Source organism: Streptomyces chattanoogensis, assembly GCF_001294335.1.
Classification (GTDB): domain Bacteria; phylum Actinomycetota; class Actinomycetes; order Streptomycetales; family Streptomycetaceae; genus Streptomyces; species Streptomyces chattanoogensis.
This window is the reverse complement of the sequence record NZ_LGKG01000141.1, coordinates 40,542-54,580: the sequence shown is the minus strand read 5'-3', so window position 1 is coordinate 54,580 and position 14,039 is coordinate 40,542. Positions and strand designations below refer to the sequence as shown.

At 70.3% G+C, this 14,039-nt stretch carries 13 protein-coding genes; 2 read left to right on the top strand and 11 right to left on the bottom strand.

Annotated features, from left to right (window positions below; translation table 11 throughout):
• Positions 1-29 precede the first annotated feature (29 nt).
• The gene (locus ADL29_RS20010) at positions 30-1,463 is read left to right on the top strand and encodes an alkaline phosphatase family protein (protein WP_053925012.1); all 1,434 of its coding nucleotides are present in this window, start codon (positions 30-32) and stop codon (positions 1,461-1,463) included.
• Between the two features lie 93 nt (positions 1,464-1,556).
• Here the strand turns inward: ADL29_RS20010 and ccsB are convergent, their stop codons facing one another.
• The 7 genes from ccsB to hemL form a co-directional block, all read right to left on the bottom strand.
• Positions 1,557-2,642, bottom strand: coding sequence for a c-type cytochrome biogenesis protein CcsB (gene ccsB, locus ADL29_RS20005; protein WP_053925011.1), 1,086 nt, complete (start codon positions 2,640-2,642; stop codon positions 1,557-1,559).
• Positions 2,639-4,510 carry a cytochrome c biogenesis protein ResB gene (resB, locus tag ADL29_RS20000; RefSeq protein WP_053925010.1) on the bottom strand — a complete coding sequence of 624 codons (1,872 nt, stop codon included), beginning with the start codon at positions 4,508-4,510 and terminating at the stop codon, positions 2,639-2,641. Before resB ends, ccsB begins: the two co-directional genes overlap by 4 nt.
• 3 nt (positions 4,511-4,513) lie before the next feature.
• The gene (locus ADL29_RS19995) at positions 4,514-5,275 is read right to left on the bottom strand and encodes a cytochrome c biogenesis CcdA family protein (RefSeq protein ID WP_053925009.1); all 762 of its coding nucleotides are present in this window, start codon (positions 5,273-5,275) and stop codon (positions 4,514-4,516) included.
• 4 nt (positions 5,276-5,279) lie between these two features.
• Positions 5,280-5,888, bottom strand: coding sequence for a TlpA family protein disulfide reductase (locus ADL29_RS19990; protein ID WP_053925008.1), 609 nt, complete (start codon positions 5,886-5,888; stop codon positions 5,280-5,282).
• Between the two features lie 110 nt (positions 5,889-5,998).
• The gene (locus ADL29_RS19985; RefSeq protein ID WP_053925007.1) at positions 5,999-7,222 is read right to left on the bottom strand and encodes a polysaccharide deacetylase family protein; all 1,224 of its coding nucleotides are present in this window, start codon (positions 7,220-7,222) and stop codon (positions 5,999-6,001) included.
• 144 nt (positions 7,223-7,366) lie between these two features.
• Positions 7,367-8,047, bottom strand: coding sequence for a histidine phosphatase family protein (locus ADL29_RS19980; RefSeq protein ID WP_046927345.1), 681 nt, complete (start codon positions 8,045-8,047; stop codon positions 7,367-7,369).
• Positions 8,048-8,094: 47 nt separating this feature from the next.
• Positions 8,095-9,402: a glutamate-1-semialdehyde 2,1-aminomutase gene (gene hemL / locus ADL29_RS19975; protein WP_053925006.1), complete on the bottom strand. Its 1,308-nt coding sequence runs from the start codon at positions 9,400-9,402 to the stop codon at positions 8,095-8,097.
• A 323-nt stretch (positions 9,403-9,725) separates the two neighbouring features.
• Here hemL and ADL29_RS19970 point away from each other — a divergent pair, with 323 nt between their 5' ends.
• Positions 9,726-10,340, top strand: a complete 615-nt coding sequence (locus ADL29_RS19970) for a hypothetical protein (protein ID WP_078971148.1) — start codon at positions 9,726-9,728, stop codon at positions 10,338-10,340.
• Positions 10,341-10,381: 41 nt separating this feature from the next.
• Here ADL29_RS19970 and ADL29_RS19965 read toward each other — a convergent pair whose 3' ends face one another.
• The 4 genes from ADL29_RS19965 to ADL29_RS19950 form a co-directional block, all read right to left on the bottom strand.
• On the bottom strand, positions 10,382-11,497 hold the full coding sequence (locus tag ADL29_RS19965; RefSeq protein ID WP_053925176.1) for a cation diffusion facilitator family transporter: 1,116 nt from the start codon (positions 11,495-11,497) through the stop codon (positions 10,382-10,384).
• A 124-nt stretch (positions 11,498-11,621) separates the two neighbouring features.
• Entirely contained in the window at positions 11,622-12,359 is a 738-nt protein-coding gene (locus ADL29_RS19960) for an SDR family NAD(P)-dependent oxidoreductase (RefSeq protein ID WP_053925005.1), read from the bottom strand.
• 251 nt (positions 12,360-12,610) lie between these two features.
• Positions 12,611-13,099: a cupin domain-containing protein gene (locus ADL29_RS19955; RefSeq protein WP_053925004.1), complete on the bottom strand. Its 489-nt coding sequence runs from the start codon at positions 13,097-13,099 to the stop codon at positions 12,611-12,613.
• A 255-nt stretch (positions 13,100-13,354) separates the two neighbouring features.
• Positions 13,355-14,002, bottom strand: coding sequence for a TetR/AcrR family transcriptional regulator (locus ADL29_RS19950; RefSeq protein WP_078971146.1), 648 nt, complete (start codon positions 14,000-14,002; stop codon positions 13,355-13,357).
• Positions 14,003-14,039 lie beyond the last annotated feature (37 nt).

Below are 14,039 nucleotides of genomic sequence, written 5' to 3'. Positions count from 1 at the left end.
CCGTACGCGACTCAGGGAGAGTGGCACATATGCCCGACATGACCCGACGCAGACTCCTCGGCTCCGCGGCCGGCGCGATCGGCGGCGGAGCCGCGCTGTCGCTGCTGCCGCCCAGCGTCCAAAAGGCCGTCGCCGCCGGTCCCCCACGTCACGGCTCGCTGCAGGACATCGAGCACGTGGTGATGCTCATGCAGGAGAACCGCTCGTTCGACCACTACTTCGGCACCCTGCGCGGCGTCCGCGGCTTCGCCGACCCGGACGCGCTCACCCTGCCGGGCGGCCGGTCGGTCTTCCACCAGCCGGACGCGGAGAACCCGGACGGCTATCTGCTGCCGTTCCGCCTCAACACCCACACCTCCAGCGCGCAGGCCATCCCGTCCACCAGCCACGCCTGGTCCGTCCAGCACGAGGCGTGGAACGGCGGGCGGATGGACCGCTGGCTGCCCGCGCACCGCAAGGCCGACGGGATCAACGGGCCGTATGTGATGGGCTATCACACCCGCGAGGACATCCCCTTCCAGTTCGCCCTCGCCGAGGCGTTCACCCTCTGCGACAACTACTTCTGCTCGGTCTTCGGCCCCACCTGGCCCAACCGTCTGTACTGGATGACCGGCACCATCGACCCCGGCGGGACCCGCGGCGGCCCGGTCCTCAACAACACCGCGCCCGAGCCGTACCGCTGGACGACGTACGCGGAGCGGCTGGAGGCGGCCGGCATCAGCTGGAAGGTGTACCAGGAGGAGGACGACTACGGCTGCAATCTGCTGGAGCAGTTCCGGACGTTCAAGGACGCCAGGCCGGGCGAGCCGCTGTACGAGCGCGGGGTGCGGCCGCAGCCGGCCGGGACCTTCGAGGACGACGCGCGCAACGACCGGCTGCCGGCCGTTTCCTGGCTGATCCCCACCAGCACCCAGTCCGAGCACCCGGACTATCTGCCGGCCGCCGGCGCCGACTATGTCGCGCAGAAGATCGAGGCCATCGCCGCGAACGAGCGGGTGTGGCGCAAGACCGTCTTCCTCCTCAATTACGACGAGAACGACGGGCTGTTCGACCATGTGCCGCCGCCGGTGCCGCCCGCCGGAACGAAGGACGAGTTCGTCCAGGGCCTGCCGATCGGCGGCGGCTTCCGGGTCCCGTGTCTGATCGTCTCTCCCTGGACGGTCGGCGGCTGGGCCGCGGGCGATGCCTTCGACCACACCTCGGTGCTGCAGTTCCTGGAGCGCTTCACGGGTGTCGAGGAGCCCAATATCAGCGACTGGCGGCGGGCCGCCTTCGGCGACCTGACCTCCGCGTTCGGCTTCGGGCAGGGGGCGCCCCGCCCGCCGCGGCTGCCGGACGACACGGCCGAGCAGTTGGCCGAGGCGCAGTGGGAGGTGGCGCATCTGCCGAAGCCGGTGCTGCCGGGGGCGGGCGGGGACCAGCGGCTGCCCCGTCAGGAGCGGGGGCGGCGCAAGCGGCGCTGAGCGTCCCCGGATACGCAACGGTGCCGCACGGGGTGGTCCCCGTACGGCACCGGAAGCGGCGTCTCGGCCCCCGCTGGCTCAGACTCTCGCGGCTCAGACTCCCGCGTACGAGTGCAGGCCGGTCACGAAGATGTTCACGCCGTAGTAGTTGAAGAGGTAGCAGGCGAAGGCGATCAGGCCCAGGACGGCGGCCTTGCGGCCCTTCCAGCCGGCCGTGGCACGGGCGTGCAGATAGCAGGCGTAGGCGACCCAGGTGATGAAGGACCAGACCTCCTTGGGGTCCCAGCCCCAGTAGCGGCCCCAGGCGGCCTCGGCCCAGATGGCGCCCGCGATGATGGTGAACGTCCACAGCGGGAAGACGGTGGCGTTGATGCGGTAGGCGAGCTTGTCCAGCGAGGCCGCCGAGGGCAGCCGCTCCAGCACCGAGGTGGCGAACTTGCCGGGCTGCTCGCCCGCCGGGTCGGCGAGCTTGGCCTCGTGGCGGTCGCGGAAGAGGTAGAGCAGCGTGGCGACGAAGCCGACGTAGAACGCCGCGCCGCAGATGATCGCGCAGCTGACGTGGATCCACAGCCAGTACGAGTGCAGCGCGGGCACCAGCTGGTCGCTGGCGGTGTACAGGACGCTGACGGCCAGGCCCAGGTCGAGCAGGACGGTGAAGACCAGGGGGAGGCCGATCCAGCGGATGTTCTTCTTCAGGACGAGCAGGACCAGGTAGAAGGTGACCGCGACGGCCGCGAACGTCGTGGAGAACTCGTACATGTTGCCCCAGGGGGCACGCTGTACGGACAGGGCGCGGGTGAGGACGCCGCCCACGTGCAGCGCCCAGGCCAGGACGGTCAGCGAGATCGCGATCCGGCCGTAGAGGTCGCCCTTCTCGGTGCCGCCGTGGGCGCCGGGGCCGTCGGGGACGTCACGGCTTCCGGCCGCGGTCTTGGTGACGACCGTCGGGCGCTCCAGTACGGCGGTGCCGCCGCCCTTCTGGGCCACCGTCACGGAGATCGCGGGCGCCTTGGCCTCGGCCGTCAGGGCCGCGGCGGTGCGGCCGACCTTGCTGCGACTGCCGAACACCCACTCGACCATATGGGCGAGGAAGGCGAGGGTGTAGACCGTGATCGCCGAATAGACCAGCAGATTGCTGTTGTGAGCCAGTGTCTCGTTGGCTGCGGCCGCGAGGGTCACGCGCGCGCTCCTTCGGAGGGGTCAGCAGGATCGGCAGAGTCGGTGGGCTCCGTCGGGTCTTGAGGCCGCTGGGCAGAGGCCGTTTCACGTGAAACATCAGCGGTTTCGTCCGCAGGCTCGGCGTCCGGTGCCGGCGGGGCATCGGGTACGAGCGCCACGGCGAGGTCGCCGAGTTCGTCCGGCAGCCGGGGCGACTCGCTGCGGCCCAGGCCCGCCATCTCGACGACGGTGACGCCATCGGCGCCCCGCTCGGCCCGGACCCAGACCCGGCGGCGCTGGATGAACAGCGATCCGGCCAGGCCGGCCAGGGCGAAGACCGCGCCGGTCAGCGCGAGCTCGTTGCCGGACTGGTGAGAGATCTTGAAGCTGGCCCAGCTCCTGATGCCCTCGAAGGTGATCGAACCCTGGCCGTCCGGCAGCCGCATGGTGCTGTCGTCCTCGACGTCCTTCTTCGTCAGGCCGCCCTTGATGCCGGTGTGCTGCGCGGCCTGCCGCTCCAGACGGTCCTTGGGCATCAGCATCTTCTTGAAGATGTTGCCCTTGGCGTCCTTGTACTGCTTCATCCGCTTGGTGTCGAGCTGGTAGACGTTCTGCGGCAGGCCGGAGTCGACGCCCAGATCACCGTGCCAGGCGTTCACCGCCAGCACGGGGAAGTCCAGCGCGGGGAACTGCGAGAACATCGACCCGGAGTTCTTGCCGCCGAAGGTCGGTACAAACAGCCCGTTGAAGCCGAGCTGGTTGCGCTTGCCGTCCTTGGTCTGCGCGCCCGGCACCTTGACCACACCGGTCGAGGTGAAGTTCTTCGGGTCCTGCGGCAGGAAGGGCACCGCGCCGTGGTAGACGACCTTGCCGCGGCCGTCCTTGACGGTGACCACCGGCGAGTAGCCGTGCGAGAGCAGATAGACCTTGTTGCCGGCGATGTCGAGCGGCGTGTTCACCTCGATCGCGGTCTTGTGCTCCTTGCCGTCCGCGCCGTTGAAGTAGGTGATGTGGGCGCGGAAGACCCGCGGGGTGCCCTTCTGCGGCCCGGTCCGCTCGTAGGTCGCCTCGAACCTCTTCAGCGTGAAGCCGAAGGGCTCCATGGTGTCGGTGTCGAAGAACGGGCCGGACGTGAAGTCGTCGTACTGGACGAGGCTGTTGGCGAAGCCGTCGCCCTCGGTGATCAGCTTGCCGCCCTCGGACTTCCACAGGCTGCCCACGGCGAACGCGACCAGCATCACGATCAGCGCGACGTGGAAGACGAGGTTGCCGACCTCCCGCAGATAGCCCTTCTCGGCAGCGACCGCGGTGCCTGTGCGGTGCGCCCGGAACCGGCGCTTCTTCAGCATCCGCTGCGCCGCCTCGAGCACCGCCTCGGGCTCGGCCTCCGTACGCCAGGTGGTGTACGCGGGCAGCCGGGTCAGCCGGCGCGGAGCGGCCGGGGGGCGGCCGCGGAGCTGGCCGACGAACTGCCAGCTGCGCGGGACGATGCAGCCGATCAGCGAGATGAACAGCAGCAGGTAGATCGCCGAGAACCACACCGAGCTGTAGACGTGGAACATCCCCAGCTTGTCGTAGACCGCACCGAGGGTGTCGTGCTCGGCCTTGAACTGCTCGACCTTGACCGGGTCGATGCCGGTCTGCGGGATCAGTGAGCCGGGGATGGCGCCGATGGAGAGCAGGAAGAGCAGCAGCAGCGCCACCCGCATGGAGGTCAGCTGCCGCCAGAACCAGCGCGCCCAGCCGAGGGGGCCGAGCGAGGGGAGGCCGATGTCTTCCTTGGGGGCGGTGGAGAGCTGGGATCCGGCGGTGCCGAGATCACTGCCCGCGTCGGGGGCGTCCGGAGTGCCGGTCTCCGGGTCGCGGGGGATGCCGGTCTTCGTGGACATCAATCAGATCCCAACATTGAAGCTTTGTGTCCAGCCCTGCAGCTGGGACATCAGGCTGTCCCAGGCGCCGCTGACGAGGAGGATGCCGAGCGCGACCATCATGCCGCCGCCGATCCGCATCACCCACTGGTAGTGCCGCTTGACCCAGCCGAACGCGCCGAGCACCCGGCGGAAGGCCAGCGCCACGGCGATGAACGGCAGGCCCAGGCCCAGACAGTAGGCGACGGTGAGCAGGGCACCCCGCCCGGCGCTGGCATCGGTGAGCGCGAGGGCGTTGACGGTGGCGAAGGTGGGACCCATGCACGGCGTCCAGCCGACGCCGAAGAGCACGCCGAGCAGCGGTGCGCCGGCCAGGCCCATGGCGGGTTTCTTGTGGAAGCGCAGTTCGCGCTGGCCGAAGCGCGACAGGACACCCGCGAAGGCCAGGCCGAGCAGGATCATCAGCACGCCGAGGATGCGCGAGACGACGTCCTTGTAGCCCTGGAGGTTCTGCCCGAAGTACCCGAAGAGGGCGCCGGTGGAGACGAAGACGGTGGTGAAGCCGAGGACGAACAGCGAGGCGCCGGCCAGCATCCGGCCGCGTCTGGCCTCGCCGAGGTCGGTGCCGGTGACGCCGGTCACATAGGACATGTAGCCGGGGACCAGCGGCAGCACGCAGGGGGAGAAGAAGGAGACGAGTCCGGCGAGGAGTGCGATGGGGGCGGCGGCGAGCAGGGTTCCGGAGACGACGGTGTCTTCCGCGGCGTTGGCAGCGAGCTCGATCACGGGATCACTTCTCGGCGATCAGCGGGGCGATCATCTTGCGCAGGCCGCTCTTGTCGAGCGGGCCGAGCGAGCGGGCGGCGATCCGCCCGTGCCGGTCGATGGCGATCGTCGAGGGGATGGCCTGCGGGTTGAGGCTGCCCTTGGGGAAGCGCAGCAGCAGCTTGCCCGTGGGGTCGAACAGGCTCGGGTAGGGCACCTTGTGCTGTTCCTCGAAGTTGACGGCCTGCGCCTTCTCGTCGCGGGTGTTGATCCCGACGAACTGGACGCCCTTGGTTTTGGTCTCCTGTGCCACCGCGGCGAAATTGGGTGCCTCGGCGATGCAGGGGCCGCAATACGATCCCCAGACGTTGAGGACGACGACCTTGCCCTTGTAGTCGGCGATGTTCAGCTTGTTGGTGCCGGTGGTCGTCCGGGCGGACAGCTCGGGCGCCGGCTGCCGGTCGCCCTCCGGCACGGTGGCGACACCGCCCTTGCCCTGGACGAACTTGGTCTGGGCGGAGCCGCCGGAGGCGCCGTCACCACAGGCGCTCAGCGTCAGCGAGGCCGCCGCGGCCCCCGCGGCGAACAGGGCGATGCGACGGCGGCCGGTGCGGCGTGGACGGCAGGCACTCATGTGAAAAGTTTCGCATGGGCCGGTTCGGGATCTTCCGCACCCCCCTCGCACGGCGCCGCCCGTCACAAAGGGGCATGTCAGGACGTACGGAACGGGGCTCGCCCGGTGTCTCAGGCCGCCGAGAGGTAGGCGTTCCAGCCGCCGGCCGGCCGCTCCCCCACACCCAGCCGCTGGAGCTTGGCCAGTACTTCCGGGTCCTGTGCGTCGAGCCAGTCGGTGAACTGCCGGAAGGAGACGAGGTGCACATCCCGGTTCTTGTCGTCGGCGATGCGCTTGAGCGCTTCTTCCACGGCGTCCATATAGATGCCGCCGTTCCACTGCTCGAAGTGGTTGCCGATGAAGAACGGCGCGCGGTTGGTCTCGTAGGCCCGCTGGAATCCGGCGATATAGGCGCCGGTGGCCTGCTGCCGCCATCCGGGGTAGTTGGCCGGCGGGGCCTTGGTGGAGTTCCGCGACTGATTGGCGAGGATGTTGTAGTCCATTGAGAGGACCTCGAAGTCGTGGCCCGGGAAGGGCATCAGCTGGAGCGGGAAGTCCCAGACGCCGGACTTTTTCCCGGGCCACCGCTGCTGACCGCCGGACGAACTGGCGTCATAGCGCCAGCCGAGCTTTTCGGCGGTCGGCAGCAGATTCTGCTGACCGAGCAGACAGGGGGTGCGGCCGCCGACCAATTCCTTTCGGTAATCGAACGGCAGCGGTTCTATGTCCGTGAACCCCGTATGCGTACGCCACTTGGTGACGAAATCCACCGCCTGGTCGATCTCCGACTGCCATTGCTGCGGCGTCCAGTTCTTCACCGAGCCCGAGCCGGCGCAGAAGTGACCGTTGAAGTGGGTGCCGACCTCATGGCCGTCCAGCCAGGCCTCGCCCACGTACTTCAGCGTCTCCTTGATGTGGGGATCGGTGAGATAGCCGATGTCGGAGGCGCCGCGGCGGTTGTTCGGCGGGTCGTAGAGGTGCTTCTTGGATTCCGGCAGGAGATAGAGGCCGGAGAGGAAGAACGTCATCGCCGCGCCGTGGTCCTTGGCGAGCTTGAGGAAACGCGGGAAGAGGCCGTTGCCGACCTCTCCCGCGCCGTCCCAGGAGAAGACCACGAACTGCGGCGGGGTCTGGCCGGGCTCCAGCCGTTCGGGCCGCCTGGGCTGGTGGGGCTGCGCCCCGGAATCGGCGGTGGATCCGTCACCGATGAGCCTGGACCGGGCCCGCACCGAATCCTTCACCCGCTGTTTGTCCGCGCCGTCACCGGAACCGGGCGAGGAACAGCCGGCTATGCCAAAGGCCGCCGCCGCGCCGATCCCCATGCCCAGAAGGTCCCGCCGACTGATCGCGCGCATACCGTGACCCCATCCGTACTCGCCGTACTCGATATCCATATAAACGGACAACCGAGTGGAGGGCATGTCGACGGATGAGGTTCCCGCTATTCGCTCACATCTCTTATTTCCCCGGGATTTGACATACCGCCAATTGAGGCAGCATCAGGCCCCGAAAGCCTTGGACTTCCCCTTGGCGGGTTTCGCGCCCGCCAGAAGATGGGAGGGAACCAGATCGCGCGCCGGCTCGCTGTAGCCCACCGAGATGATCTTGTCGCCGTGGAACGTGAACGACGTCAGCGAGGCCAGCGTGCACTGCCGCTTCCGCGGGTCGTGCCACAGCCGCCGCCGCTCGGCGAAGCTGCGCACGATCCAGATCGGCAGCTGATGGCTGACCGCCACCGCCTCGTGCCCGCGCGCCGCATCCCGCGCCGCACCGAGCGCCGCCATCATCCGCACGACCTGCTCGACGTACGGCTCCCCCCACGACGGGCGGAACGGATTGGTCAGGTACTTCCAGTTCCCCGGCTTCTTCAGCGCGCCGTCGCCGACCCCGAAGGTCTTCCCCTCGAAGACATTGCCCGCCTCGATCAGCCGCTCGTCGGTGGCCAGCTCCAGACCGTGCGCCGCCGCGATCGGCAGCGCGGTCTCCTGGGCGCGCTCCAGCGGGGAGGCGACGACATGCGTGATGTCCCGCTCCGCCAGATGCTCCGCGACCCGGTCGGCCATCTTCCGCCCCAGGTCGGAGAGGTGATAGCCGGGCCGGCGCCCGTAGAGGACACCCTCCGGGTTGTGCACCTCGCCGTGCCGCATCACATGCACCACGGTGATGTCGTCGCCGCTCATGCCGTCGCCGCCCTTCCTGGCGTCCGTCGCGTCTCCCGCCACCGTGCTCATGCCGTCGCCTCGGCGGCGGCGCGTGCGGCGGCCGGCAGGGCGGCGGCGATCCGCTCGACCGCCCGCGTGTCGTGCGCGGTCGAGACGAACCACGACTCGAAGGCGGACGGCGGGAGGTAGACGCCCTGCTCCAGCATCGAATGGAAGAAGGCGGTGAACCGGAACGACTCCTGCGCCTTGGCCTCGTCGTAGTTCGTGACATCCCGGTCGGTGAAGAAGACCGAGAACATGTTGCCCGCCACCTGGAGCCGGTGCGCCACGCCCGCCTTGCTCAGCGCCCCGCCGACCAGCTCGCGCAGCTCGGCCGAGACCGCGTCGACCTTCTCGTACGCCGCCTCGTCCAGCAGCCGCAGCTGGGCGACGCCCGCGGCGGTGGCGATCGGGTTCCCGGACAGCGTGCCGGCCTGGTAGACGGGGCCGGCCGGCGCGAGGTGCGCCATGACATCGGCGCGCCCGCCGAAGGCGGCGGCCGGGAAGCCGCCCCCCATCACCTTCCCGAAGGTCATCAGATCCGGGCGGACGCCGTCGATCCCGTACCAGCCGGAGCGGCTGACCCGGAAACCGGTCATGACCTCGTCGGAGATGTAGAGCGCACCGTGGGCGGCGCAGAGGTCCTTGAGCCCCTGGTTGAAGCCCGGCAGCGGCGGCACCACGCCCATGTTCCCCGGCGACGCCTCGGTGATGACGCAGGCGATCTCGCCCTCGTGCGCGGCGAACGCGGCCCGGACCGCCTCGAGGTCGTTGTACGGCAGCACGACGGTGTCGCCGGCCTGCGCGCCGGTCACCCCCGGCGTGTCGGGCAGACCGAAGGTCGCCACGCCCGAACCGGCCGCGGCCAGCAGGGCGTCGACATGCCCGTGGTAGCAGCCGGCGAACTTCACGACCTTGGCCCGGCCTGTGAAGCCGCGCGCCAGCCGGATCGCCGACATCGTCGCCTCGGTGCCGGAGGACACCAGCCGCACCTGCTCGACCGGCTCGATACGGCCGACGATCTCCTCGGCCAGTTCGACCTCACCCGCGCCGGGCGTGCCGAAGGACGTACCGCGGGCGACCGCCTCCTGGACCGCGGCGATCACCTCGGGATGCGAGTGACCGAGGATCATCGGCCCCCACGAACACACCAGATCGACATATTCCCGGCCATCGGCGTCGGTGAGGTACGGACCCGTACCGGACACCATGAACCGGGGCGTACCGCCCACGGCCCGGAACGCCCGCACCGGGGAATTGACGCCGCCGGGCGTCACCACGGACGCCCGGTCGAACAGCGACTGCGAAACAGGGGCTTCATACGGAAAAGACACTGTGATCCTGACCTGCATAAACGGAGGGAGGGCGGCGGCACACGGACACGGCCCGGCTGACAACGGTACGAAATCCCCGCGCGGTCCCCTCAGGGCGCCGCCCGGTTCCATCTCGGTCCCTTTTTGATTCCTCTCGCTCACGACCGGGCGTCAGCCCCCGTGCGTCTGCAAAACTGGGGCGACGTACGAGTAAGTCACGCAAGCAATGGTCTCAGAGCCGCCCAGGGGCGCGTGGCCGGGCGTTTCACATGCCCGCAACGGGGGAGGTCTCTGAGACGATGATCGGGTTGCGCGGCTGGGGCTGCGAGTGGTCGGGTGGAGATATGCATCGCGGTGGCGAATTGGGCGAGGGGACCGATGACCGGGGTCCCGAGCGCGTCCAGCGCGGCCGGCACCGGCGCGAGGGCGTCGAGGAAGCCGACGACGTCCAGAGCATCACGGGCAGGGAAAGCAGCGCCGACAGCAGCGGGGAACACATCGGGGAACACAGGGGCGGCCGCATGGGGGTGACATACAAATACTTCGGTGCGCCCAATGGCGCGACCGCGGCCCGGGTCCCGATCTCCATGCGCCCCGAGGAACTCGGCGGTGACGAGCTCGGCATGGGCGGCATGTTCTCCAAGATCAAGCCGGAGACCATGGCCGCCATGGTGCTGACCGGCATAGAGGGCATACCCCTCCATAAGGTGCCCCCGCTCGAGCTGGTCGTGCTCCACCCCGACTACGCCGTCGTCAAACTCCCCATGACCGTGGTCGACCCGCTGCGCGGCGTCGGCGAGGAATCGGTCGGCGCGGCCGCCTTCATCTGGTCCACCGTCCCCGACCGCGGCGGTCCGCGCGACGCCTACACCGTCTACCAGCTCCTGCACGAGTGGCAGGACTTCAGCCACCGGCTGCATGAGGCGGGGCATCAGGCGTACTGCCTGGTCTGGCCCTGAGCCGCCGGTCGCGCTGACCGCTCCGGCCGCTCCGGCCGGGGTCAGGCGGCGGCGTGGCGGTGATGCTGCCGGGGGTGATGGTGTGCCAGTACGGAATGCGGATCACCGGCAGCCGCATCGACGGGGGCATGATCCGTGTGCACGGTGGCCGCGGTCAGCCGCGGCACCGCATGGATAAGCGCATGCTCGGCCGCCACCGCCAGCCGGTGCGCCGCCACGACCGACAGCTGCGGGTCGACCACGATGTCCGCCTCGGCCCGCAGCGTGTGGCCGATCCACCGCATCCGTACCGGCCCGATGTCCCGCACTCCCGGCACACCGCGCAGCGCGAACTCGGCCCGCTCCACCAGCTCGGGGTCGACCGCGTCCATCAGCCGCCGGCAGACCTCCCGCGCCGCGTCCCGCAGGACCAGCACGATGGCGAGGGTGATGACCAGGCCGACCACCGGGTCGGCCGCGCGCCAGCCGAGCGCCGCCCCGCCCGCACCCAGGAGCACCGCGAGCGAGGTGAAGCCGTCGGTCCGGGCATGCAGTCCGTCAGCGACCAGCGCCGCCGAGCCGATCTTCCGTCCGGTACGGATCCGGTACCGGGCCACCCACTCATTGCCCACGAACCCGACCACCGCTGCCAGCGCCACCGCGCCCAGGTGCGACACGTCCCTGGGGTGCACCAGCCGGTCGACGGCTTGCCAGGCGGCCACCACCGCCGACGCCGCGACCGTCAGCACGATGGCGATACCGGCCAGGTCCTCGGCGCGCCCGTAGCCGTAGGTGTACCGGCGATCGGCCGCCCGCCGCCCCACAAGGAAGGCGATGCCCAGCGGCACCGCGGTCAGCGCGTCGGCGCCGTTGTGCACGGTGTCGCCCAGCAGCGCCACCGACCCTGACCAGGCGACGACCACGGCCTGCAGCACCGTGGTCAGGCCGAGGACCACGAGTGAAATCCACAGCGTGCGCATCCCTTCGCGCGAGGTCTCCATCGCGGGGTCGACCTTGTCGGCCGCCTGGTGGCTGTGCGGCTTCAGCAGATGGGCGAGCCGGTGACGCAGGGACGGCCGGCGGGGTCCGCCGCCGTGCGGGTGGTGATCGTGACGGTCATCGTGGTGGCGAGGGTGAGGGTGGTCGTGCCGCCGGTGGCCGTGCTGCTTTCCCTCCATGTACTCACCGTGGCACAGCAACTGCATTGCAGCCACTGTCGATATAGGGGCTATGACCAGGTGCGATGCCGTCGCAGATGGCGGTGGGACGGGGGTGCGACGGGTCGGCGGGTCACTCGGCGGGTCACCAGGTCGGCCGGGCCGAGATCCCGCCGTCCACGACGAGGTCGTGGCCGGTGATCCACGAGGCCATCGGCGAGGCGAGAAAGACACAGGCATCGCCGATGTCCTCGGGACGCCCCAACCGCCCGGCGGGCACCGCCTCTTGCCAGCGCCGTACGCCGTCCGGCCAGTCGTCCTCCAGGCCGGGACGCCCGATCAGGCCCGGCGAGACGCTGTTGACGCGGATGCCGTACGCCCCGTACTCCAGCGCCGCCGACCGTGCATGCATCACCACCGCCGCCTTGGCCGCACAGTAGTGGGCATGCAGCGGTGCGGGCCGGGCCGCCTCGATGGACGCGATATGGGTCACCGACCCTCCCCCGGCCTCCCGCATCACACCCACCGCGGCCTGTGTGCATGCGAAAACGCTGTGCACATTGGGATCCGCCACCGCCCGCCAGTCGGCCAGTGACATGTCCGCCAGCCCCTGCGTCGGCTGCACCCCCGCGTTGTTCACCAGCGCGGTCAGCCGCCCGCGCCATGCGGCCGCGTCCGCGACCAGCCGGTGGCATTCCTCCTCGACGGCCAGATCGGCGGCCAGCGCCAGGGCGCTCCCGCCGTCCGCCTCGATCTGCCGGACCAGCTCCCGCGCGGCATCGGCGGCCGTACGGTAGTGCGCCACCACGGAGGCTCCGGCGGCGGCGAAGCGCAGGGCGATGCCGCGGCCGATGGTGCCGCCCGCCCCGGTGATCAGGGCCACATGACCGGTAAGGTCGGGGAGGGGCGAGCGTCCCTGATCACCACCGCGTTCCTGGTGACGGCCACCTTGGCCCGGGTGGCGGCCGCCCTCGCCCGGGTCACAGCCAGCACTGTCCTGGTGCCGGCCACCGCCGTCCCGATGGCCGGGCGCGCCGCTCACACGTTCGGGTGCATTTCCGGCTCCGGCGGCGTCGCCGGGAGCGGCCCGCCCGCCCCGCACGTTGAGGGCCCCACAGGGGGGCGTCGCACCTGTCATGCCCGGCTCAGCGCCACGATCCGCGCCGCCTCCTGGGGAAAGCGCACGGCCAGTTCGGCGGCGTCCCCGTGCTCGTAGTCCTCGACGGTGAAACCCGGTGCCATGGTGCAGCCGAAGAGTGCCCAGGAGCCGCCGTCGGCGACCTCGGCGGCCATCCACGTACCGGCCGGGACGGTGAACTGGACGTGCTGGCCGCCCAGGACGTCCGGGCCGAGGACGACGGTACGGGCGGAGCCGTCCCCGTACAGGAGCAGCAGGGTGAGCGGATCGCCCTGGTAGAAGTGCCAGATCTCGTCGGTCGGCAGCCGGTGCAGCGCGGCGAAATCGCCGGGCTCGGCGGTCAGCAGCATGATGATCGCCGTACCCTCCGGCCGGCCGTCGGCCCGTTCGGGCCCGGCCCAGGTCTGCCGGAACCGCCCGCCCTCACGGGGCAGCGGGACCAGCCGGTAGAGGTCGATCAGGGCCTCGGGCGTCGGCTGTTGCATCTACGGCCTCCCGTACTCCTGGCTTCGTCCACACCCTAGGCAGGGGCCGGCGCCGGCGCGGCCACAATCGGGCCATGTCTGATGCAGTGCCCAATGCCCTGCGTGATGCCGCGCCTGACGCCCTCTCGGAAGAGGCGGGCGAGTGGGCCGCGGTCGCCGCCGAGCTGGCCACAGCGATCAGGCGCATCTGATCTGCGATGTCACGGCGGCGGTGGGGTACCGCCGACGGCCTACGGGCACTGAGGGGGCGGGGCCTCAGGGCCGTTGGGCCGTCAGATAGCGCTGGACGGTGGGGGCCAGCCAAGCGACGAGCTCGTCATGGGTGAGGGCGACGGCGGGCGGCATGTGCAGGACATAGCGGCACAGCGCCATGCCCAGGATCTGCGAGGCGATCAGCGCGGCGCGGGTGGCCGCCTCCTCGGGCACCGGGCAGACGGTGTCGAGCACCGGCCTGATCTGCTCGGCGAAGATCCCGCGCATCCGTTCCGCGCCCGCGGTGTTGGTGACGCCGACGCGCATCATGGCGGTCAGCGTCTCGTCGCCCTCCCAGCGCTCGATGAAGTGGCGGACGAGCCGGGCGCCTACCTCACCGGACGGCACCTGGGCGAGGTCGGGGGCCCGCACGTCGATCTCCGAGGCGGCCGCGAAGAGGCCCTCCTTGTTGCCGTAGTAGCGCATCACCATCGACGGATCGATGCCCGCGTCCCGTGCGATGGCGCGGATGGTGGCGCGCTCGTAGCCGTCGGCGGCGAAGCGGTCCCGGGCGGCGGCGAGGATCGCGGCGCGGGTGGCCGCGGAGCGGCGGGGGCGGCGGGCGTGGTCGCCGGCGTCGGGGGCGGCGGCAGCGACGGGGGGTGCGTCGAGATCCACGTCGGGGGTGAGGGGAGGTCTCCGGTCGGCCATGCCAACAAATGTAGGCCAACACGTGTTGACATGCCAG